The sequence below is a fragment of the Lysobacter changpingensis genome, assembly GCF_017308985.1.
GTDB classification, from domain to species: Bacteria; Pseudomonadota; Gammaproteobacteria; order Xanthomonadales; family Xanthomonadaceae; genus Lysobacter_J; species Lysobacter_J changpingensis.
This window is the reverse complement of sequence record NZ_JADWPE010000001.1, coordinates 84,701-107,418: the sequence shown is the minus strand read 5'-3', so window position 1 is coordinate 107,418 and position 22,718 is coordinate 84,701. Positions and strand designations below refer to the sequence as shown.

At 69.6% G+C, this 22,718-nt stretch carries 19 protein-coding genes; 6 read left to right on the top strand and 13 right to left on the bottom strand.

Translation table 11 applies throughout. The features are described from left to right. Positions 1-126: 126 nt before the first annotated feature. From I4U41_RS00425 to I4U41_RS00390, 8 genes are read right to left on the bottom strand one after another with little or no spacing between them, the layout of a single operon-like run. Positions 127-1,794, bottom strand: a complete 1,668-nt coding sequence (locus I4U41_RS00425; RefSeq protein ID WP_206858517.1) for a mechanosensitive ion channel family protein — start codon at positions 1,792-1,794, stop codon at positions 127-129. 16 nt (positions 1,795-1,810) lie between these two features. Continuing rightward, positions 1,811-2,641 (bottom strand): hypothetical protein, encoded by an 831-nt coding sequence (locus I4U41_RS00420; protein WP_206858509.1) that lies wholly within the window; start codon positions 2,639-2,641, stop codon positions 1,811-1,813. A gap of 26 nt (positions 2,642-2,667) precedes the next feature. Then, the gene (locus I4U41_RS00415; protein WP_206858506.1) at positions 2,668-3,345 is read right to left on the bottom strand and encodes a potassium channel family protein; all 678 of its coding nucleotides are present in this window, start codon (positions 3,343-3,345) and stop codon (positions 2,668-2,670) included. Continuing rightward, complete coding sequence (gene cax / locus I4U41_RS00410) at positions 3,342-4,433, bottom strand: calcium/proton exchanger (RefSeq protein ID WP_206858503.1); 1,092 nt, start codon at positions 4,431-4,433, stop codon at positions 3,342-3,344. The genes I4U41_RS00415 and cax overlap by 4 nt, the downstream gene beginning before the upstream one ends. A 10-nt stretch (positions 4,434-4,443) precedes the next feature. Then, entirely contained in the window at positions 4,444-5,886 is a 1,443-nt protein-coding gene (locus I4U41_RS00405) for an efflux transporter outer membrane subunit (protein WP_206858494.1), read from the bottom strand. A gap of 7 nt (positions 5,887-5,893) precedes the next feature. After that, positions 5,894-7,075, bottom strand: a complete 1,182-nt coding sequence (locus tag I4U41_RS00400; RefSeq protein WP_206858493.1) for an HlyD family secretion protein — start codon at positions 7,073-7,075, stop codon at positions 5,894-5,896. Between the two features lie 3 nt (positions 7,076-7,078). Beyond that, on the bottom strand, positions 7,079-7,657 hold the full coding sequence (locus tag I4U41_RS00395; RefSeq protein ID WP_206858490.1) for a DUF3302 domain-containing protein: 579 nt from the start codon (positions 7,655-7,657) through the stop codon (positions 7,079-7,081). A 25-nt stretch (positions 7,658-7,682) separates the two neighbouring features. After that, entirely contained in the window at positions 7,683-8,069 is a 387-nt protein-coding gene (locus tag I4U41_RS00390) for a response regulator transcription factor (RefSeq protein ID WP_206858488.1), read from the bottom strand. Between the two features lie 207 nt (positions 8,070-8,276). Between I4U41_RS00390 and I4U41_RS00385 the strand changes: the two genes are divergently transcribed. Continuing rightward, complete coding sequence (locus tag I4U41_RS00385; RefSeq protein WP_206858485.1) at positions 8,277-8,891, top strand: response regulator transcription factor; 615 nt, start codon at positions 8,277-8,279, stop codon at positions 8,889-8,891. A 92-nt stretch (positions 8,892-8,983) separates the two neighbouring features. Here I4U41_RS00385 and I4U41_RS00380 read toward each other — a convergent pair whose 3' ends face one another. The 4 genes from I4U41_RS00380 to I4U41_RS00365 form a co-directional block, all read right to left on the bottom strand. Continuing rightward, on the bottom strand, positions 8,984-11,203 hold the full coding sequence (locus I4U41_RS00380; RefSeq protein WP_206858483.1) for a sensor histidine kinase: 2,220 nt from the start codon (positions 11,201-11,203) through the stop codon (positions 8,984-8,986). A 76-nt stretch (positions 11,204-11,279) separates the two neighbouring features. After that, positions 11,280-12,482: a hypothetical protein gene (locus tag I4U41_RS00375; protein ID WP_206858481.1), complete on the bottom strand. Its 1,203-nt coding sequence runs from the start codon at positions 12,480-12,482 to the stop codon at positions 11,280-11,282. Between the two features lie 35 nt (positions 12,483-12,517). Continuing rightward, the gene (locus I4U41_RS00370) at positions 12,518-14,302 is read right to left on the bottom strand and encodes an SLC13 family permease (protein WP_206858479.1); all 1,785 of its coding nucleotides are present in this window, start codon (positions 14,300-14,302) and stop codon (positions 12,518-12,520) included. Positions 14,303-14,425: 123 nt separating this feature from the next. Continuing rightward, on the bottom strand, positions 14,426-14,941 hold the full coding sequence (locus I4U41_RS00365) for a gluconokinase (protein WP_206858467.1): 516 nt from the start codon (positions 14,939-14,941) through the stop codon (positions 14,426-14,428). A 144-nt stretch (positions 14,942-15,085) separates the two neighbouring features. On the opposite strand from I4U41_RS00365, the gene I4U41_RS00360 reads away from it, so the two are divergent. Further along, entirely contained in the window at positions 15,086-15,481 is a 396-nt protein-coding gene (locus I4U41_RS00360) for a GFA family protein (RefSeq protein WP_206858465.1), read from the top strand. A gap of 22 nt (positions 15,482-15,503) precedes the next feature. On the opposite strand, the gene I4U41_RS00355 is transcribed toward I4U41_RS00360, so the two are convergent. Continuing rightward, positions 15,504-15,893: a MerC domain-containing protein gene (locus I4U41_RS00355; RefSeq protein ID WP_206858463.1), complete on the bottom strand. Its 390-nt coding sequence runs from the start codon at positions 15,891-15,893 to the stop codon at positions 15,504-15,506. A gap of 57 nt (positions 15,894-15,950) precedes the next feature. On the opposite strand from I4U41_RS00355, the gene I4U41_RS00350 reads away from it, so the two are divergent. The 4 genes from I4U41_RS00350 to I4U41_RS00335 are packed head-to-tail and all read left to right on the top strand — an operon-like array spanning position 15,951 to position 22,694. Beyond that, the gene (locus I4U41_RS00350) at positions 15,951-17,891 is read left to right on the top strand and encodes a TonB-dependent receptor domain-containing protein (RefSeq protein WP_206858460.1); all 1,941 of its coding nucleotides are present in this window, start codon (positions 15,951-15,953) and stop codon (positions 17,889-17,891) included. Further along, entirely contained in the window at positions 17,891-21,847 is a 3,957-nt protein-coding gene (gene cobN, locus I4U41_RS00345; protein ID WP_206858451.1) for a cobaltochelatase subunit CobN, read from the top strand. The genes I4U41_RS00350 and cobN overlap by 1 nt, the downstream gene beginning before the upstream one ends. Beyond that, positions 21,844-22,353, top strand: coding sequence for a MotA/TolQ/ExbB proton channel family protein (locus I4U41_RS00340; protein WP_206858448.1), 510 nt, complete (start codon positions 21,844-21,846; stop codon positions 22,351-22,353). The genes cobN and I4U41_RS00340 overlap by 4 nt, the downstream gene beginning before the upstream one ends. Beyond that, a complete protein-coding gene (locus I4U41_RS00335) occupies positions 22,353-22,694 on the top strand; it encodes a DUF2149 domain-containing protein (protein ID WP_206858438.1) in 342 nt (113 codons plus the stop codon). The genes I4U41_RS00340 and I4U41_RS00335 overlap by 1 nt, the downstream gene beginning before the upstream one ends. The last annotated feature ends 24 nt before the right edge of the window (positions 22,695-22,718 follow it).

Genomic DNA, 22,718 nt, shown 5'->3' with positions numbered 1-22,718 from the left:
CGCACGCGCGGCCAGGACGGCGGCAAGCCGTACGCTAGGACTGCAGGGCGCCGCGCGGAATTGGCCCTTGGGCCTAATTCGTTCGCGCCGCAACGCGTTTCCGGCACGGTCCTTGCCGCGCGTGCTTCATTCCGTCGGTTCGGTGGACGGACGGCCTTCCCATTGCGCGCGTGGCACGATTTTTGGCGCTTCCGGGTCGGCCTCGTAGTTGGGCGACATGATCTGCACGCCGGCTTCGTTGAAGGTGTCCTGGATGTTCGCGTGAAGCGCGCTGCGGAACGCGAGCCGCTGCTGCACGTCGGCGATGCGCGCGCGCAGCACGTACTCGACGTAGAAGTCCGACAGCGCGGCCTGCGCGACGAACGGCGTCGGCGTCGTCTGCACGCCGGGCGTGCGATGCGCGGCGTCGAGCAGCAACCGGTGCACCTGCCGCCACGGCGCGTCGTAGCCGATGGTCACCGCGGCCTCGATCCACATGCCGGGGCCGTCGGGATTGCGCGAGAAGTTCTGCAGTTTCCCGCCCAGCACGACGTTGTTCGGATAGCTCACCTCCACGCCGAGCGGCGTGCGCAGGCGCGTGGTGAACAGGCCGATCTGCTGCACGGTGCCTTCGGTGTCGTCGATGCGCACCACGTCGCCCGGCGCCATCGTGCGCGAGTACAGCAGCGTGAATCCGCCCGCCGCCTGGCCGACGATGCTCGACGCGCCCAGCGACACCATCAAGCCGACGAATACGCTCAGGCCCTTGAACGCTTCGGTTTCCGCGCCCGGAAGGTACGGATACGCCATCGCCAGCGCGAACAACCAGATCAGCACCGTGATGATCTTGCGCGTGGGTTCGGCCAGCTGGTGGTCGACGCCGAGGAACTGGAAGCGTCCGGTTTCCACGCCGTGGAAAGTGACGCGTATCGCCTGCGTCACCAGCCGCGCGAGCAGGAAGATGAGGAACGCGCTGAACAGGCCGGGCAGGGCGGACACGACCGCGTGGCCGAATCCGGCGGTACGCGCGGCGACCCATTGCGTCATCGCCGCCGCCCACGGCTGCGTGTACGGGAAGCGGCCAAGCGCGAAGCGCAGCCACTCCTCGAAGGTGAGCAGCACGATCACCCACATCGCCAGCCGCGCCAGTCCGCGTGCGCTGGCGATCAGGCCCGACAGCATCTGCCGCGCCGACTCGCTGCGCAGCTGCGCGAGCCGGTGCGCGACCCACGCATCGACCCGATGCCGCACGCGGCGCACCAGCCATCGCAACAGCCACAGCACGCCGACCGCCACGACCGTGCCGGCCAGCACCCACGCCAGCCCTTCGAGGATGCGCTGCGGACGGCGTGCCTGTTCGGCGGCGGCCACCGCGACCGACAGCCGCGAGACGGTCTGCGCGCGCAGCTGGTCGAGCGTCTGGCCGCGCAGCGCGTCGCGATCGCCCGGCACCAGCACGGTGACCAGCTGTCCGGACATCAGGATCGCTACGCCCTGCGGCACGTTCTCGTATTCGACGTCCGCTTCGCCGACCTCGTCGACGATGCGCGCGATGTTCGCCTCGGCCACGCGCGCGCGGCGTTCGGGCGAATTGCCGAAGAACGGCACGCGCATCACCACGATGTCGCGGTTGAAATAGCGCAGCGTCGCGTGCGCGTGCACCGGCGCGGCGGCCGGAGGCGGCGTCGCCGGGGCCGGCTGCGCGCTGGCGTTCGTCGCCGCCAGCAGGGCGGCGATCGACACGAACCCGCACAGGATCAGCGCCGCGAACGTGCGCCGTGCGATGTGCGATGACGTGGTCCCGGTGGCGATCATCGCGCGCGCCCTTGCGTCAGAACCGGTAGGTCAGGCCCAGCCGCAGGCCGCTGTCGATGAATTCGAGGTTGCCGGCGAAGTCCGAACCGTCCGCGTCCGCCTCGATCCTGCGACGCGTGTAGTCCAGCGAGATGCCGGCGCGCTCCCACGGGAACCATTCCACGCCGATGCGGCCGAAGGTGATGTCGGCGTCGACGTCGTCCACGTTCGCCGAGAAGTAGCCGACGTCGGCCGAGAACCGCCACTGCTCGGCGGGCGCCCAGCGCCAGCTGCCGCCGATGCTCGGTGCGGGCAGGTCGGCGTCGACGGTTTCGCTGATCGCGCCGTCGATGGTGTTGCCCTGCGAATCGAGCTCCATCGACAACCCCAGCCGCATGCCGTACCACACCAGGCCGAAGCGCGGGCCGAGCGCCCAGCGTTCGTTGTTCGCCGCCCACCAGACGTAGTAGAGGTCGTACGCATCCAGGTCCACGGAGGCGCGCACGGTGCTGTCGGCCTCGTAGGTGGTGCCGTCGAACTCGATGGTGCGGGTGATGCGGCGCGTGGCGTCGGCATCGTCCTGGTAGTACGAGAGGCCGAACTCGTGGTTGTCGAACGGGCGCCACGTCACGCCGAGGAAGGCGACGGTGTTGCGGTCGTCCAGGCCCAGGTCGCGCTGCAGGTCGACGTTCGTGCCGCCGCGCGTCTCGCCGTCGGCCCGCACCTGCGTGTCGAAGTCGGTGACGTAGCCGCCGATGCGGGCGCTGAAGGTGTCCAGCGGCTCGATCGCGCGGCACTCCACGGGCGCCAGCGCGGCGATCAGCCCGGCGAGCGACGCGGTCAGGGGCAATGCGGTGCGGGTGTTCATGGAGCCTCTCCTTGGGATGGCAGCGTTCATCGTGAATGCGCGGCGGTCTGCAGCCCGACCAGTCGCGCCACCAGCAGCGCCAGGTAGAGCTGGCCGATCACCGCTTCGAAGACCGCCAGCCCGCGCATCGCGGGCGTGGCCGGCGTGAGGTCGCCGTAGCCCAGCGTCGCGAGGGTGACGAAACTGAAATAGATGGCATCGCCCATGCCGATGCCGGTCGGCGGAACCGCGCCGGCGTACAGCAGCGATCCGGGCGACACGCGCGCGACGGCGGCGTAGACCACCCCCCAGCACACGCCGATCAGCAGGTAGGCGCTGAGCGCGGCGTACACGCGTTCGGCGTCGATGCGCACGCTCGACAGCGAATGGCGCACCGCGCGGTACGCGGCGACCAGCGCGATCGTGCCCCATGCCAGCGCCGCGAGGATCGACATCGCCGGCGCCTGCGCGCCACGCGGCGCGATCCAGCGCAGCAGCACGGCCAGTGCGATCAGCGCGTACAGGGTGCGGCGTTCGGCCTTCGCGACGATGGGGAAGACCGCCGCGAGCAGGTTGATGGCGAGGAACGCCTCCATCGCCGTGCGGCCGAAATTCACCGCTTCCAGCAGCGGCCCCACCGCGACGGTGAGCAGCAGCGAGAAGAACAGCACCGCGTACCGGTGCCGGTCGAGCAATGTGCGCGGCGCGGGCGCGGCGTCGTTCATCGCGCCCCCGAAACGTCCGGCACGTAGAAGAACACCGCGGCGAGAATCAGGTACACCGCGAGCAGCTGCACGCCGCGCAGCCAGTCGGTGCGGCCGTCGCTGGCGATCTGCCCGGTGATCACCACCGAGAACAGGATCGTCAGCACCAGCCCCGGCCCGAACACCAGCCCCATCGGATGCGGACCGATGACGTAGCTCAGCAGCACGAGCAGCGGCGCGACCAGCAGCGCGAGCTGCACGCTCGCGCCCAGCGCGATGGACATCGACAGGTCCATGCGGTTCTGCCGCGCGGCGACTATCGCGGTCGCCTGTTCGGCGGCGCCGCCGATCACCGCGAGCACGAACACGCCGGTGAAGGCGTCGGACAAACCAAGTTCCTCGCTCGCCGGTTCGACCGCGCCGACGAGGATCTCGCTGAGCCAGATGATGCCCAGGCTCACCGCGGCGAGGACGATCACCGCCTTCTTCGGGCTCCATTCCGGCGCGTGGTGCGCGTCGTGCACGGCGACCGCGGCTTCGTCGACCTGCGCGGGCCTGCGCGCCCGCGCCGCGCGGCTGGCCATGAGCGTGTAGGCGACGTTCGCGACGTAGACCAGCAGCAGGGCGATGGCGATCCACGCGCTGATCGGGTCCAGCTGTTCCTGTGTGTCGGGCACGATCGCGCCGTACGCGGCCGGCATGATCAGCGCGATCACCGCGAGCGTCAGCATCGTCGCCTGCGTGCGCGCGGCGCGTCCGTCGTAGCGCTGTTCGCCGTGGCGCGCGCCGCCGAGCACCATCGCCACGCCGAGCACCAGCAGGATGTTGCCGATGATGGTGCCGGCGATGGAGGCCTTCACCATGCCGTGCAGGCCTTCGCGCAATGCAGCCAGCGCGATGATCAGTTCGGCGGCGTTGCCGAAGGTCGCGTTCAGCAGGCCGCCGATGCCGGGCCCCAGCCGCACCGCGAGCGAGCCGGTCGCCTGCGCCATCAGCGAGGCGAGGGGAACGATGCCCAGGCCGGCGACGAGGAAGATCAGCAGCGCCCGCTGCGGCGCGAAGTGCTCCAGTGCGATCGCCAGCGGCATGAGCACGAGCAGCCATTTCATCGGCACGGCCTCATTGGGTGGCGGGTGCGGCGCCGGCGTCGGGCGGCTGAGGCGCGCCGAAATCGCCACCGAGCGCGAGGTGCAGATCGACGCGGCGGCTCAGGCGTTCGCGCTGCACGCTGAGCAGCGCGATCTCCGCCGCCCACGTCGCGAGCTGGCGCTGGCTCACCGCGCGCAGGTCGGAGCGGCCGATGCGGTAGCTGGATTCCTCCATGCGCACGATGTCGCGGTTCGCGCGCGCCGCGTCGCCGAGGATGCGTTCGCGTTCGGCCAGCACGCGTTCGGCGGTGAGCGCGTCCTCGACTTCGTCCAGCGCGTTGAGCGCGCGGCGCGCGTAATCGGCGACGGCTTCCTTCTGCTCGGCGGTGCGCAGCCGCACCTGGCCGGTGAGCGCGCCGCCGCTGTAGATCGGCACCACGGCGGTGGCGGCGACGGTGGAGGTGGTCTGTTCCAGGTCGTCGCGGATTTCCAGCGCCTCGTTGCTGATGCGCCCGTAGCCGGCGGACAGCGACAGCGTCGGCAGCATCGCGGCCCTGGCTTCGCCGACCAGGTCGAATGCGGCGGCCACGCGGCGCTGCGCGGCGATCAGGTCGGGTCGGCGATCGAGCACGTCGGCGGGAATTCCCGCCGGCACCGGCGCGGGGAACGGCGTGAGCGTGCCGGCGATTTCGAGCGTCGCGCCCGGATAACGTCCGAGCAGCAGCTCCAGCGCCCGCAGCGCCTGCCGGTGCGCGAGTTCGATCTGCTGCTGCGCGTCCTGGTAGGTCGCAAGGTTGGTCCGCGCGATCATCACGTCGGTCTGCGTGCCGGCGCCCACGCGCAGGCGCTGGTCGGACAGCTCGACCAGCCGCGTGCCGGCATCGCTCATCTCGGCGGCGAGCTGCATCTGCATGCGCGTTTCGTTGGCGACGAACCACGCGCGCGCCACGCTCGCCGCGAGCGACTGCTGCGCGTAGCGGTAGTCGGCGCTGCTCGCGTCGCGCGCCGCGCGCGCGGCGTTGCGCGCGTAGCGCATGCGGCCCCACAGGTCGATTTCCCAGCTCAGGCGCAGCATCACGCCGCTGAGCAGCGGGACCAGGTCGGCGATGGGTTTGGAACCGGCGCGGCCGAGCAATCCGAGCGCGGGCTTGAGCCTGGCTTCGGCCAGGTCGACCTGCGCGTTGGCCTGTTCGACGCGCGCGGCGGCCATCAGCAGGTCGGGGTTGTGCGCGAGCGCTTCGTGCACCATCCGCGTGAGCGCGGGATCGTTGAAGCTCGCCAGCCAGCCTTCGTCCACCCGTGCGGCGCTGGCCTGCGCGGACCAGTTGGGCGGGATCGTGGTGTAGCCCAGCGCCTGTTGCTGGACCTCGTCGGCGGTGGGTTCGGGCAACACGGCGCAGCCGGTCGCGACGACGAGCAGGCATGCGCCCAGCGCCGTTTTCGTCGCCAACCTGCGGGCCGCGCGGTCGCTCATCGGTGCCTCAGTGCAGTTTGAGCACGAGCCAGTCGAGCTTGCTGCTCACCCGCAGGATGACCTTGCGGATGATGTGCAGCAGCTTGCCGTGCTCGGTGTAGATCGCGCCCTGGCCCTGTGCGCCCATGGCGATGAAGACATCGGCGTCGCGGCCGGTCGGACGCAGGCGCACGGCGATGCGGCCCAGCGGCGGCGGCTGCGTGCCACTGGGCGGCACCATGCCGCTGATCGGCATCTGCCCGGTGCCCGAGGCCCACACCACCGAGTCCACCGCGCACTTGATGATGCGGTTCGGATAGGTTTTCAGGGCGATTTCCGCCTCGTTCCCCGAGGCGACGTTGGCGAGTTCGTTCTGCGCGAACATCGCGATCACCCACTGTTCCTTCTCGACGAAGCTCATCACCGGCGTGAGCGGAAGGCTCGCGGCGTAGGAGCCTTCGCGCAGCTGCAGGTTGATCACGCTGCCGTCGGCCGGCGCGTATACGGTGGTCTGCTCCAGCTGCCAGCGTGCCTGCACGATCTGCGCCTTGAGCTGTTCCACCGCCGCGTGCGCCTGGGCGATCTCCGACAGCTGGCCCTCGCGCGTCTGCGCCGACAGCTTCTGCTGCACCTGCGCCATCTGCGCGGTGGTGGAGGCCAGTTCCGAGCGCAGGCTGGCCGCTTCGGTTTGCGCCTGTTCCTGGTCGAATTTCGAACCCGCGCCGGTCTGCGCCAGTTCGGCGGTCTGCTGCTGGCGCTTGTTCGCCAGCGCCAGGCGCGAGGACAGCGCATCGCGCGTGGAGCGCGCGGACTTGAGCTGTTCGTTCAACTCACGCTGGTAGGCCTGCGCGCTGTCGAGCTTGGCCATCATCTCCGGCAGCTTCGCTTCCAGCGCGGAGAGTTCCTGCTGGTACGGCACCGGATCGATGCGGAACAGCACGTCGCCCTTCTTCACCGGGCGATTGGGCTCGACCGGCACCTCGATCACGCGGCCGGTCACGCGTGGCACCACCTGCACGACGTAGTTCATCACGCGTACGTCCGAGGACGAGGGCGCCACCACGTTGAGGATCAGGATCATCGCCGTCAGCGCGAAGATCGGCAGCGACACCACGATGATCTGCGAGACGAAGTTCCACGGCAGCCATTTGAACTTGAAGAAGATCAGCCAGACGAAGAACGAGTAGATCAGCAGCAGGATGATTTCCATGGGCTACTCCTCGTCGCCCCCGGGCGTGGTGCGCACGGCCGGCCGTTCGCCCATGGCCAGCGCCATCTCCAGCGAGCGGATGCGGCGACGCAGTTCGTCGACTTCGGCATGCGATTCGGCGGCGCGTGTCGCCGGTTCGGCGACGGGTTCCGGCTCCGGCGCGGCTTCGGCGTCGTGCAGCGGCGTGAGCGCGTCGCCGCCGTGGCCGTGGTGGTCGGCGACGTCGGTGCCGTAGGCCATCTTGTGCAGCACGGGCTTGGTGTACGCCCACAGCCACGCGAGCGGCCAGAGCAGACCGCCGAAGACGAGCGAGAGCAGGCACAGCGTCTTGATCGCATCCAGCTGCGGATGGCGGCGTTTCTCCGCGATGCGCTCGGGCAGGATGTGCACGATCCAGAACACCGCCAGCAGCACCACCGGCACGATGATGATCGCCAGCCACGCCACGACATTCGCGGCGGTGTCGAGCGCTTCGCCGCTCAGCAGCGAGGCGCGTGCGAGGCAGGGCTGCAGCAGCGCCAGGCCGAGGCCGAAGCGCCGCGCCGCGTGTGTTTTCCGCGAGGGAGTGTGGGTTGGACTCATGATCGTGCGCCTTCTGCCTGCTCGCTCATGCGCCGGGCCCCGGCGAAGCCACCGCGGCCAGGATCGCCCCGATCAGCGCCTCGTCGTCCACCGGCTTGCTCAGGAACGCCCTCGCGCCGTTGTCGAGCGCGCGCTTGCGGCCTTCGGCCGTGTCGTTGCCGGTGAGCACCACCACCGGCAGCGGCAACGCCCATTCGTGCAGCTGGTTCTGCACGTCGAAGCCGTTCAGCCCGCCCATGTGCAGGTCGAGCACCACGCAGTTCGGGGCGCTTTCGCGGGCGTGGCGCAGGAATTCCGAGCCCGTGGCGTACACGAGCACTTCGAAACCCGCGGAACGGAGGAGGCGGTGCAGCGCGTGGCGCACATCCTCTTCGTCGTCCACGACGGCGATGGTGAGCGGGCGATGGGCCATGCGGCCACTAGAGGCCAAGGCGCATGCCCGTTCAATTGGCCCTTGGCCCATGCTCGGGCAGGTAGGGGAACCGGTGCGACGGCACGTTTCTTGCCAGGCACGCGCGCGTTCGCGGGACCGATGGCACTGGACGCACGCGTGCGGATCGCCGAATAATCCGGCCCGTAATGCGTCTGCTACCGGTTGCACTCAGAGGGAGTGTCCGCCATGTCCGCAGTCGTACACATCATCGACGACGATACCGAGGTGCTTGCGGCCCTGGGTCGCATCCTGCGCATCGAGGGGCTGGAGGTGGTCGCCAGCCGCTGCACGCGCGAATTCCTCGAACGCTACGATCCGGACGTTCCCGGCTGCATCCTGCTGGACCTGTCGATGCCGGAAATGGACGGCCTGCAGACGCAGGCGTTGCTGGAAAGCCGCGGCATCGCCAGTCCCGTGATCTTCCTGACCGGCTTCGGGGACGTGCACAGTTCGGTGCGCGCGATGAAGGGCGGGGCGATCGATTTCCTCACCAAACCGGTGGAAGCCGACGAACTGATCGAGGCCGTCGGTCGCGGCATCGAGCGCGACCGCCTGCTGCGCGAGCGTTCCGAGGAGCAATGCCGCAACGCCATGCGTTTCGCCGCGCTCACCCCGCGCGAGCGCGAAGTGCTGCGGCACGTGCTCGCCGGGCGGCTCAACAAGCAGATCGCCGCGGACCTGGGCATCGTCGAGAAGACGATCAAGGTCCATCGCTCGCACGTGATGCACAAGCTGGGCGTGCGGTCGGTGGTGGAGCTGGTGCAGCTGGCGGAACGCTCGAGTACGGCGAGGAACGAGTAGGCAGGAACGAGCAGGCAGGAACAAGCAGACAGGAACGGGAAACGAGTCGTGGCGGCCCGGAGCATCCACTCGTTTCCCGCTCCTCGCTTCTTCTAGTTCCTGTTGCGAAGCACGTCCGCGGTCGGCAACTCCACATGAAAGGCCGCCCCACGCCTGCCGACGCCGTTCTCCGCCCACAACCGGCCATGATGCGATTCGACGATCGTGCGGCAGATCGCGAGCCCCAGGCCCAGTCCGTTCGGCTTGCTGGTCTGGAACGGTTCGAAGATGCGGTCGAGCATGCCGACGGGAATCCCCGGGCCGTCGTCGGACACGGTGATGCGCACGCTGTCGCGGCGTCCCCGCGAGTGCACGGTGATATGCCGGCCTTCCGTCGAGGCCATCGCGTCGCAGGCGTTGAAGATCAGGTTGAGCAGCACCTGCTGCAGCTGCACCTGGTCGCCTTCCACGCTCGGCAGGCCCGGCGCGAGGTCCAGCACCACCACCACGTCGCGATTGCGCAGGTCGCTGCGCAGCAGGCGCAGGCATTCGCGCACGGTCTCGTTGACGTCGAGCCGCGACAGGTCGTGCGGCCCCTTGCGCAGCAGCGTGCGAAGCCGGCGGATGACGTCGCCCGCGCGGCGGTCGTTGTCGACGATGTCCGACAGGATCTCGCCGATCTCCGACAGGTCCTCCGGATTGCGCAGCAGCATGCGCTGCGCCGCCTGCGCGTTGCTGAGGATCGCCGCGAGCGGCTGGTTGAGTTCGTGCGCGAGCGATCCGGACAGCTCGCCCAGCATCGTCACGCGCGAGAGGTGCGCGACCTCGTCGCGACGCTGCGAGAGCTCGGCTTCGCGGCGCTGGCGTTCGGAGGTGTCGGTGACGGCGGCGAGGGTGAGGGTCTGGTCGCCGAAGCGGATCGGGTTCAGGCCGACTTCGATCGGGAACTCGGTGCCGTCCTGGCGCAGGCCGTGCAGTTCCAGGCCGTCGCCCATCACGCGCTTGGTCGGACCGAGGCTGTAGCGCTGGCGATGGCGCACGTGGTCGGCGCGCATCGAGACGGGCAACAGGCGTTCGATGTCGCGGCCGAGCAGTTCGCCGCGCGCGTAGCCGAACATGCGTTCGACCTCGGCGTTGAGCAGGCGGATGCGGCCGGCTTCGTCGATCAGCAGGATCGCGCTGGGCGCGGCTTCCAGCAGGGCGCGGAAGCGTTCGCTGGACAGCCGGCTGTCGGTTTCGTCGCGCGCGATGCCGCGCATCGCCAGGCCACGACCTTCGGAGTCGAATTCCATTTCGCCCTTCACCGACAGCCAGTGCTCCGGTCCTTCGTTCACCAGGCGGAAGCTGGTGGTGAACGCGCCGCACTGGTAGGCCTCCTCGATCGCCTTGCGCAGCTGCGGGCGATCGCCGGGATGGACGCGGCGCATCACGCCCGCCAGCTCGCATTCGCCGTCGTGTTCCTTCCCGCCGAACCATTCGCGCGCGCGCGGCGAGCCGACGAAGCGGTCGTCGGGGATGTTCCAGGACCACAATCCCAGGCCCGCCGTGTCCGCCGCGCTTTCCAGGTCGCGCTGGCCCTGCAGCCGCGCCAGCTCGCTTTCGCGCAGGCGCGCGGCGAGGCGGTTGGATTCGAACAGGTTGGTGCCGAGCTGGTAGCTCATCGCCGCGATCACGATGACGAAGCTCGGCGTACCGATGAACGGGGTCCGGCCGACGTTGAGCGTCATCACCACCGCGGCGGTGACCATCAGGCCGACGAACAGCAGCCAGCCGCCGCAGATGATCACCGCGTGGCGCCGCAGTTGCGGATCCGGCGAGCGCAGCGTGTGCGCGAGGACCATCACCATGTAGGCGGCGATCACCAGGTTGCTCAGCTGGGCCAGGATCACCCATGGATTCGGCTCGCCGATCGGGTAGGCGATGACCATGCCGCCCGGCCAGCGCACGTGGCCGACCTCGTGGATCGCCGCGAAGTTGAGGTTCGCGCCCGTGGTGAATTTGGCGAACAGCGCGACCAGCCGCAGCGCGACCGCGCAGACGCCCAGCGCGAAGTATTTCGCGCCGAAGGACAGGCGGACGAAGGCGACCAGCGACAGCACCAGCACCATCAGCGGCAGGTGCATCCAGCGGATCAGCGTGCCCAGTTGCGCGGGCGTGCGCGCGTGCAGCGCGAGCATTTCCAGCACGGTGAGCACCGCCAGCGCCGCCGCGGCGCAGGCGAACGCCAGGTGCTGCGGCATGTCGCGCTGGCGGACCCAGATCAACGCATGGATCAGCCCGAGCGTCAGGCTGGCGGCAGCAAGCATCGGCCACGCGATCTGCACCCACGACATGCCGGCCCACCCCTCGTCCCCAGGGTACGTGCCGAGGATAAACGGGTTCGCGTGATGGCGCAGGTCACCCCCCGGGCTACAAGGGCGCATCGCCTTGCCGGCACTCGCGCAGCCGGTATTCCACATACCGCCCGAACAACGTCGTATGCACGTTGTGCAGCGCCAGTTCGATACGGAACGGCGTGCGCGGATTGCGGTCGAGCAGGCGCGCGATGTGGAAGCCCACCGGCTTCACGCCCTGGCGGTGCACGTAGACCTGGAAGCCGCGATAGAACGGATCGGCAAGTTCCGCGTCGAGCCGCGCCAGCGTTTCGCGCGCCCGCGCCGGCAGGGAGGCGCGCAGGTCGGCGTCGCGCTCATGCAGCAGGCGCTGGAAATAGCGCTTCGGCCGATACGCCGGCATCGATCTGGCCAGCGTCCAGATAACCCGGTTGCGTTCGTTGTAGTGCTCGAAACCGCCGTGTTCGCGCAACGCGGCGGCGGCCGGCGCGCTCACGTCGTAGACGACGAAGTTCTCGGCCTGGTTGTTGAGGTCGTCGAGTTTGCTGCGATCGAACACATGGAAGACGAAGCCCGGCAGCCCCATGAACGCCTGGCGCCCGGCGCGGGACGCGGCGACGGCGCGGCCGTCGCGGGTGAACTCGCCGGCCGAGGCGCCGAGCAGGAGGCTGCGCGTGTCGTGCAGCCGGGTGAAGGTGCCGATCACGATCTCGTCCGCGTCGAACGCGGCATCGAAGCCCGCCGGCCCATAGAGTTCCGCCTGCGCGGCGTACTGCGCGATCTGCCGTCCGAGGCCGCATTCGCCGCGCACATGGCCGGTGTAGAAGCCTTCGATCGCGCGCCAGTTCGAATCGCGCGGCCGGTAGCCGCGACCGAACGAGGCGATGGGCTCCCAGCCGTCGCGCGCGGCGCCGGTCGGACCGAAGCCGATCCAGCCGGTCTGCAGGCCGGAAAAGCGGAATCCGGAATTGCCCGCCAACCGGTCGACCGCGCGGCGTGTCGCGTCGCCGAGCAGGAAGCCGTAAGCGCAATGCGTCGCCGGGTGCCCGAGCAGCGTGTCGTGCAACCGCGCGCGTGCCGCCGCATCGAGGGCGCGCGGCACGCGCACGACCAGATCGCCCGCGGCCCGCGCCTGCGCCAGGTCCGCGCGATCGCAGGGCGATCCGGGCTCGATCGAAACCTCCGCTGCGTCCGTTGGAACGAACCGCCATCCCAGCGATTCGAGCACACGCATCGTGCAGTCCGGTGCATCGGCGGACGCCGCGAAGCTGGCGAACATCGCGCATGCCATCGCGAAACCCCGTGTTCGCGCCGCTACATCCACAACCGCTGCGCCATGTAGGCCACCGTCGCGCCGATCAGGATCGTGAGCGGAATGCCGACGCGCAGGAAATCGGCGAAACGGTACTGGCCGGGATTGAGGATCAGCAGGTTGCCGTGATGGCCGATGGGCGTCAGGAACGAAGCGACCGCGCCCATCGCGATGCACACCACCATCGGCAGCGCGGGCAGCCCGAGGCTGTCGGCCATCGCCAGCGCGATCGGCACCAGCAGCACCGTCGTCGCCGCATCGGACAGGATCTGCGTCAGCAGCGCCGCGGCCGTGAACAGGATCGCCAGCAACACGAACGGCGTCAGCGATCCCGCGTAGCCGGAGAGCAGGTTGGCGAGCATCTGCGCGGTGCCGGTCCTGCTCATCGCCAGGCCCAGCGGGATCACGCCGGCGATCATCACGAAGATGCGCACGTCGATCTCGCGATAGGCGCGCTCAAGGCTCGTGCAGCCGGTCAGCACCATCGCCGCGGCGCCGGCGAGGAAGGCGATCTGCGGCGGCAGCATCTCGGTGGCGGCGGCGACGAGCGTCGCGGCGAGGATCGCCAGCGCGACCGGCGCGCGGCGCGGCGAATGCCATTCGGCGCGGAACGGAATCAGCATCAGGAAATTGCGGGTTCCGCCGAGTTCCGACAGCGCTTCGGGTTCGCCGGAAAGCACCATCAGGTCGCCTTCGCGCAGCACGATGTCCGACAGCTCGCCGTGCAGCCAGCCGTCGCGACGCCACAGCCCGACCACGACCACGCCATAGGCGCGGATGAAATCGACCGAGGCGATGGTGTGGCCGATGAACTCGGAGTTCGGCGCGACCACCGCCTGCACCAGCTGATGGCGCGCCTTCGCCTTCTTCGAATCGCCATCGCCATAACGCACCACCGCGTGCAGCAGCAGGCCGGGTTCGTCGTCCTTGAGCGCGGCGATCTGTTCGGGCGAGGCGCGCACGAGCAGCACGTCGCCGCCTTGCAGTTCCAGGTCCTCGGTCTGGTTCGGCAGGCGTTGGCCGTGGCGCAGCCAGTCCACGGTTTCCAGGCGCTTGGCGAAATGGCTGCGGAATTCGCCGAGGGTCCTGCCGATCCACGGCGAGTCCTCGTCGACCAGCAGCTCGGTGTAGTAGCGGTCGAGCTTGAGGTAATCGTTGCCGGCTTCGCCCTGGCGTCGCGGCAACAGGCCGCGGCCGAGCAGCATGAACACCGTGCCGAGCACCACCAGCACCGCGCCGATGGGCGTGAAGGTGAACAGGTCCAGCGGCGGTTCGCCGTGGCGGCGCAACAGGTCGCCCGCGAGCAGGAAGGCCGGCGCGCTGATCAGCGTGAGCGTGGTGCCGAGCGAGGCCGCCAGCGACATCGGCATCAGCAGGCGCGAGGCCGCCATGCCGGAATCGCGCGCCACGCGCAGCACGATGGGCAGCATCATCGCCGTGACCATCAGATGGTGCGAGAACGCGGCCATGCACGCGGTGGCGGGCATCAGCACGGCGATCGCCCGCCACTCGCTGGTGCCGGCGGCGCGCCCGATCGCGGCGCCGATGCGCTCGGTGATGCCGGTCGCCGACAATCCCGCCGACAGCACGAACACCGCCGCCACGATGATCGCCGGTTCGCTGGAGAATCCCGACAGCGCTTCGCGCGGCTCCAGCAGGCCCGTCAGTACCAGCGCGAGGGTGGCCAGCATCGCGACCAGGTCGACGCGCAGCTTCTCGCTGATGAACAGCGCGAGCGTCGCGGCCAGGATCGCAAGGAACATCCCCTGTTCGACGGTGACCGTCATCAGGCCACCTGCCACGTCGTCTGCATGCACGTTCCCGCCGGATGCTTGGTTCGCCACGACGCTAGCGTGGGCGGTGCGCGTGGTGCGTGAACGTTGCGAGGGAAAGGATCGGCGCGTGCTGCGTCACGTCCCGTCGAGCGCGGCGATCGCCGTTTCGAGCACCTGCGCCGGTGCGTCGTCGTCGACGGCGATCGTGATCACGTCCGGCTCCGCGACCGGCGGCTCCAGCGCGTCGAACTGGCTCGCGAGCAGGCTTGCCGGCATGTAGTGATCGCGGCGCGTGGCCAGTCGTGTCGCGATCGACGCCGCCGGTACGCGCAGGAACACGAACCGCATCGGCACGCCGCTTTCGCGCAACCGCTGCCGGTGCGCCGCGCGCAGGGCGGAGAACGCCAGCACCGACGATTGCCCGAGCGACGCCAGGCGCCGCAGTTCGCGTGCAAGCGCGGCGACCCAGGGCTCGCGTTGCGCGTCGTCCAGCGGTACGCCCGACGCCATCTGCGCGCGTGCCTGCGCGGAGTGGAAGTCGTCGGCGTCGAGGAACACGTGGCCGTAGTGCCTCGCCAGTCCGCTGGCGAGCGTGGTCTTGCCGCTGCCTGCGACGCCGATGACGACGATGGCATGGGGAAGGGTGGGCATGTTGCGGCGTGGGCGTGGGATCGCGCGTCAGCGTAGCGCGTGCGGTGCCTCACGAGGTGAGGGAACGGAACGCCGGTGGTAAGGTCGGCATCGCGAAGGCCGCCCCGGATTCGCACGAACGCGCATCCTGCAGGAACCCGCGCCATGACCCGTCGCGTCGCCTCATGCAATTGCGGACAACTCACCGCCGTCGTCCACGGCGAGCCCGTCCGCGTTTCGATCTGCCATTGCCTGGCGTGCCAGAAGCGCACCGGCAGCGTGTTCGCGGTGCAGGCGCGGTTTCCGGCCGATGCGGTCGAGATATCGGGCGAGAGCAGGCGGTACGCGCGCACCGGCGACGAAGGCACCACGGCGCGTTTCCACTTCTGCCCGGAATGCGGCGCGACGGTCTTCTACTGGCCGGAAGCGATTCCCGGCTTCGTCACGATTCCGGTCGGCGCGTTCGCCGATCCGGATTTCCCGCCGCCGCGCGTATCGGTGTACGGGGTGCGACGGCATGCGTGGGTGCGAGAGCCCGAGGGCATCGAGCATCTGGATTGAATCGCGGACGCCGCGGCACTTATTAGACGCAGGATTTCGCGCGGGAGTGACGTCGCCGCCAGTTCCACGCATGCGCGCTCGCGAGCAGCACGCTGCCGGCCACGGTGATCGCGGTTTCCCATGCATGCGAAGGCCAGCCGATCGCGCCCATCGCCAAGGCCGCGACGCCGCCCGCGCTCAACATCCATAGCGCTTTCGGCAACGCGCTCACCCGGTGCGACCGCCACAACGCGATGCCGGCCAGCGGCACGGCGAGCATCACGAACAGCACGTGCACCCATTCCGATGCCTGCCAGAACGCCAGCGCCGGAAGGAATGCCGCCACGACCGGCAATGCGAGGCAATGCAGCAGGCACAGACCGGACAGACCGATCGCCGAGGCATCGAAGAAGCGCGCATCGGAGGGTTTCATCGGCTTGATCCTTGTGTAAATTGATATGTTATAACATATCGAAACAAGGGGAATCCGATGTCCGCAACTCGTCTCACCGGTCCTGCGCTAACCGTCGCGCTGACCATGCCCGGCGCTGCCGCCGCCAATGGTTTCGCCTCCGAACTTCCCGCCGTGGTGGTGACCGCCACGGCCACCGAACGACAGCTCGACGACGCGCCTGCGTCGATCTCGGTCGTCACCCGCGAACAACTGCAGCAGCGACCGGTGATGGACCTGTCCGATGCGGTTCGCGGCAGCACCGGCGTGACCGTGGGCGGCATCGGCCTGGGCCGGCGCGGCATCCGCATCCGCGGCATGGACAGCGAATACACGCTGGTGCTGGTCGATGGCCGTCGCATCAACGCGGCCAGCGACGCGATCGCCCACGCCGATTTCGACCTGGGATGGATGCCGGCCGAAGCCATCGAACGGATCGAAATCGTGCGCGGACCGATGTCCTCGCTCTACGGCTCCGAGGCGCTCGGCGGCGTGGTCAACGTCATCACCCGCAGCGCGACCGACCACTGGCTCGGCAGCGCGACGGTGAATGGCGGTCGTGTCGCGGGCGATCTCGGCGGCGACACGTGGCAGGCCGGCGTGTACGCCGGTGGTCCGCTGGTGGATGGCGTGCTGGGCGTGAGCTTCCAGGCCGAGTCGCGGCGCAAGGAGGCGAGCGTGGATCCGGCCGACGATCGCCTGACCGAACAGGAAGGCCGCGACGCCGACAACGGCAGCCTGACGCTGAGCTGGACGCCGGACGACGCGCAGCGCATCGACCTCGCCCACCTGGAAGGCCGCGAGGAACGCTGGCGCGATGCGTTGCAGTCCGGCGGGCCCGCGTACGTGTACGAGACGCGCGACCACATCGAGCGCAGCCAGACCTCGCTCACCCATCGCGGCACGTGGGCGTGGGGCGACAGCGTGCTGCGTGCGTACCGGTCCACGCTCGACCGCGACAACACGCGTTCGCGTGGCGAGCCCACGAGGCCGCAGCGGTTGCGCGAGGACATCGTCGATGGCCACGTCAGCGCGCAGCTCGGGCTGCGCCATCGGCTCAGCGTGGGCGGCGAGTGGCGCCGCGAGGAACTCGACGACGCCACCGTCAACGCGCTCGCGCATGCCGCATCGATCCAGCGCGCCCTGTTCGTGCAGGACGAGATCGAACTCGCGCCGGACGCGTCGCTGGTCCTGGGCGATCGCGCGGACCATCACCCGCAGTTCGGCTGGCATCACAGCCCACGCGCGTACGTCGTGTGGCATCCGCATGAGGCGTGGACGCTCAAGGGCGGCGTGGGCAGCGGTTTCAAGGCGCCGACCCTGAAGCAGCTGTCGCCGCAGTACTCGGCCGTGGGCGGCGGTGGACGCTTCACCATCTACGGCAACCCGGACCTCAAACCCGAGACCGCGACTTCGTACGAACTGGGCGCGACGCGCCACGGCACGGGCTGGTCGTTGGGCGCGACCGCGTTCCACAACGAGCTGGAGGACCTGATCCAGACGATCTGCGTCTCCGCCTGCGGCGTGCGCGGCCGGGAAGTGCGCAACTACGTCAACGTGGCCGAAGCGCGCCTGCGCGGCGTGGAATTGAACGGCCAGCTCGATCTGTCCCCGCAACTGCAGGTCGATGCGAACTACACCTGGCTGCAGGCACGCGACCGCACCACCGGCCTGCCGCTCAACGAACGGCCGCAGCACAGCGGCGCCGCCACGCTGGCATGGATGCCCACGCCGGCGCTGCGCGCGGCGCTGCGTTCGGAATACGTCGGCACGCAGTGGCAGCTGTCGGGCACGCAGCGGGTGCGACTGCCGGCGTACATGCTGTGGTCGCTCGATGTCGGCTATCGCATCAGCGAGCGGCTGAGCGTGCGCGCCAGCATCGAGAACCTGGCCGACGAACGCCTCGACGAACGCTCGGCGCTGTATCCGTATCCGGAAACCGGCCGATACTACAACGTCGGCCTGACGCTGGGCTTCTGATGCGTCGGCTCGGCAAGGTGCTCGGGTGGCTCGGCGTGGCACTGGTGTCGGTGCTGTCGCCGGTGGCGTTCGCGCAGGAACGTCCCGCGACGGCCGCGCCACTGCGCGTGGCGGTGATCGCCAACGATTTCGTGCTTCCCGGCAAGACGGCGCGGCTGTCCGCATGGGGACGCGACAAGGGCGTCGTGTTCCGCCACGTCGCGATCGGACGCGCGGATGGCGAGGCGTCGCGATGGCTGCGCGACACCGACCTGGCGATCCTCGACACGCCGCGTCCGTCCGACGCGGAGCAGGTACGCGAGGCGCTCGGCGACGCGCTCGATCGCGCGGAGGTTCCATGGGTGCAGGTCGGCGGTGGCGCGCCACGCTTCGGCGCGCTGCGCGCAGACACCGCACGACGCCTGATCGGCTATTACGCCGCCGGCGGCGAAGCGAACTTCCGCGCCATGATCGACCATCTCGCCGCATGGCGATCGAACGCCGACGCGTCGTCGATCCCGCCGCCGCAGGCGCTTGCGTCGACCGGCCTCCATCACCCGTGGGCGCCCGGCGCGTTCGCCGATGCCGGGCAGTACCTGCACTGGCGCGCCGGCCGTGGTATCGCCGCCGATGCGCCGACGGTGGCGATGCTGATCGCGCCGGGCGCCATCGCGTCGATGCAGACGGCGGTGGTGGACGCCGCCATCGAGCGCAGCCAGGCGCACGGGGTGAACGCGGTGGGCGTGTGGTTCGACGCGGGCGATCCGCACGGGCTCGAGAACGCGCTGCGTGGACTGCGCATCGACGCCATCGTCAATTTCACCCATCTGCAGAACGGCGAAGCGCGGCGCGAGGAATTCGAGCGCCTCGGCGTGCCGGTGCTGCAGACGCTCAACCATCGTCAGGGCCCGCCGGAAGCGTGGCGCGCGGCGCCGCAGGGCGTGGCGATGCCGCTGGTGGCGACCTTCCTGGCCGTGCCCGAAGGTTGGGGCATGAGCGATCCGCTGGTGCTGGGCGCGGTCGAACGCGGCGAGCAGGTGCCGATCGCGGAACAGGTCGACGCGCTCGCCTCGAAGCTCGCGCGCCTGTCCGCGTTGCGACGCAAGCCCGCCGCGCACAAATCGCTGGCGCTGATGTTCTGGAATTATCCGGCGGGGGAGAAGAACCTCTCCGCCTCGCACCTCAACGTGCCGCGCAGCCTGGAGCGCCTGACGCACGAACTCGCGCGCGCCGGGTATCGCGTGCGTCCCGCCGACGAAGCGCGGCTGATCGCCGATGCGCAGGCGATGCTCGGCGGCCTTTACCGGCCGGAGACGCTCGACGAACTGCTGCGTCGCGATCTTGCCGCGCCGTTTCCGGTCTCGCGTTACCGCCAATGGTTGCAGGCCCTGCCGGCGCAGCGGCGCGATGCGCTGCTGGCGCGCTGGGGTGCGCCGGAAGAGCATCCGGCCGTGCGCGACATCGATGGCGAACCGATGTTCGTCATTCCGCGCATGCAGCTCGATCGCCTCATCGTGATGCCGCAGCCGCCACGCGCCGGACGCATCGGCGAGGCCACGCACGACCAGGCCTCGCTGCCGGGCCATTACTATCTCGCCGCGTACCTGTTCGTGCGCGAGGGCTTCCGAGCCGACGCGCTGATCCACTTCGGCACGCACGGCACGCAGGAATGGACGCCGGGCAAGGATCGCGGGCTGTGGATCAACGATTTCCCGTTCCTGACGCTCGGCGACCTGCCGGTCTTCTATCCCTACATCCAGGACAACGTCGGCGAAGCGGTGCAGGCCAAGCGGCGCGGGCGCGCGGTGACGATCAGCCACCAGACGCCGGCGTTCGCGCCCGCGGGCCTCTACGACGAGCTGCGCGACCTGCACGCGCTGGTGCACGAATACCAGCAGCTGGAAGACGGCGGCGTCCGCACGCGCACGCAGCAGGCGATCCTCGATGCCGCACGAGTCGCCGGGATGATGGACGACATGGGCTGGCAGGCCGATGCCGCGCGCGCGGATTTCGCCGGATTCTTCGACGCGCTGCACGATCACCTGCACGAACTGGCGCGCAGCGCCATGCCGCTCGGCCTGCACACCTTCGGCGAACCGGCCGCGCCCGCGCATCGGCTGGCGACGGTGATGCAGCAGCTGGGCGAGCCGTACTACCGCGCACTGGGGCTGGATCCGGACGAGGTGTTCGCCGGCGATTTCAACCGACTGCAAACCTCGCCCGCGTATCGCGTGCTGCATCGCCACCTGCGCGAAGGCGTGCCGCTGGACGACGTGCGCGACGACGCATTGCGCGGGCTGCTGCGGCGGGCGAAGGACCTCGATGCGGCGCTGGCCGACACGCAGGAGATCGAGTCGCTGCTGATGGGCCTGGCGGGCGGTTTCGTGCGACCCGGTGCGGGCGGCGATCCGGTGCGCAATCCGGACGTGCGCGGCGGTCGCAACCTGTTCCCGTTTGAGCCGGACCGGATCCCCACGAAAGCCGCGTACGACGCCGGCGGCGAAGCGCTGGAGCAGCTGCTCGCCGCTTATCGCGAGGAACACGATGGACGCACGCCGGAGAAGCTCGCCTTCAGCCTGTGGTCGTCGGAGGCGATCCGCCACCTGGGCGTGCTCGAAAGCCAGGTGCTGCACGCACTCGGCCTGCGCCCGGTGTGGAACGAAGGCGGACGCGTCGCCGCGCTGGAGATCGTGCCCGACGCCGAACTGCGACGTCCGCGCATCGATGCCGTCGTGCAGGTGACCAGCGTGTATCGCGACCAGTTCGATGGCTTCATGCGGATGCTCGCGCAGGCGATCGACCGCCTCGCGGCGCAGGACGATGCGAAGACCAATCCGGTGGCGCGCAACAGCGACGCGGTGGAACGTGCCCTGATCGAACGCGGCGTGGATGCGGCGCGTGCGCGGCAACTCGCGCGCCTTCGCCTGTTCGGCAACGCGCCTGGCGAATACGGCAGCGCACTGCCCGACGCGGTGCTCGCCGAAGGCGGCGACAAGGATGACGCGACGCTCGCGCGTGGTTTCCTGCAGCGCCTGCAGTACGGCTACGGCGTGGGCGAATGGGGGACGCCGCTGGAGCCGGGGCAGGGCAACCTGTTCGCCGAACAGCTGCGCGGCGTGCAGGCGGCGGTGCTGGCGCGTTCGTCGAATCTGCACGGCATGCTGTCCACCGACCATCCGTTCGAATACCTCGGCGGCCTGTCGCTGGCGGTCCGTCATCTGGATGGCGCCAGTCCCGCGCTGTACGTCTCGGACCTGCGCGGGCAGCGACCGCGCACCAGCAGCGCGAAGGGCTTCCTCGCCGCCGAGCTGCGCAGCCGCCAGCTCAATCCGCAATGGATCCGCGCGATGCAGCAGGAAGGCTATGCCGGAACCCTGCAGGTGCTGGACACGGTCAACAACCTGTTCGGCTGGCAGCTCGCCGACCCGTCGATGGTGCGCGACGCGCAATGGCAGGCGATCCACGACACCTACGTGCGCGACACGCGGCGGCTCGGCATCGACGCATGGTTCGAACGCGCCAATCCGACCGCGCAACGGCAGATGATCGCGCGCATGCGCGAGGCGATCGAACGCGGCCACTGGCACGCCGATGCGCGCACGCGGGCGGAGCTGCGGCAGCGCATGCGCGAACTCGATGCCCGGACGCATCCGCCGCCCGATTCCGCCGCACGCGTGGGCGCGGGTTCCGGTTTCGGCCTTGCCGTCGACGTTCCGACGATGGCGAACGACGCCAGCGGCGAAAGCGCATCCACTTCCGCGAGCACCGCCGACGCGGTCGCGCCGCCGTCACCGACACCCGCGCCACCGCAGGTGCGCGGACGCGTGCTGCGCGAAGTCGGCGAGGCCGAACCCGTCGTCGCCGATCGCTGGCATTCATGGCTCGGCCTGGCGCTGCTCGCGTCCTGCCTCGGCCTGGGCGCGTGGCGACAGCGCCGCCCGATCCACGTTTCGATCCCCCCGGAGCCTTCCCGATGAACCCGTTGGAAACCCTGCTGTACGACGTCTCGCACCTGTTCCTGGTGCCGGTGCTGTTGTTGATCCTGCTGTCGCTGGTCTATGCCTTCGTCGTGCTGGGCGCGTTCACGATGGAAGCGTGGCAGCGCGGTCGCGGGCGGCACCGCTCGGCGCTCGCGGCGTGGCAGGCGCGCAGTGGGGCGGACAGCGAGGACATGGAGCTGTGGATCATGAAGCGCCTGGAGGGGTTGCGGATCGTCTCGCGCACGGCGCCGATGCTCGGCCTGGTGGCCACCATGATCCCGATGGGCCCGGCGCTGCTGGCGCTCACGCGCAGCGACGCCGCCACCGTCGGCGAGAACCTGGTGGTCGCGTTCTCCGCGGTGATCCTGGCGCTGGTCGCCGCGAGCGTGAGCTTCCTGGTGCTGACCGTGCGGCGCCGCTGGCTGCTGCAGGAACTGCGCGAGGTCGAACGCAACCGCACGCACGCCACGGCCGCCGCCGCGCCGATGCGGGAGGCGGCGTGATGCGCTTCCTCGAACACGACGAGGCCGACGATCCAATCCTGTCGGTGGTCAACCTGATCGACCTGTTCCTGGTGGTGATCGGCATCCTGATGATCGTGATCGTGCGCAACCCGCTCAATCCGTTCTCGCAGGACAACGTGGTCGTGGTCGAGAACCCGGGCGAGGCCGACATGCGCATCGTGGTGAAGGACGGCGAGGAGCTGACGCGCTACGAATCCACCGGCGAGATCGGCGAGGGCGGCGGCATTCGCGCCGGCGTGACCTACCGGCTGCCGGACGGGCGGATGGTGTACGTGCCGGAAGGCGGGCAGGCGCCCGCATCCGGCGACGCCGCGCGGTGAGGTGACCCGCGGCTCGACGATCCG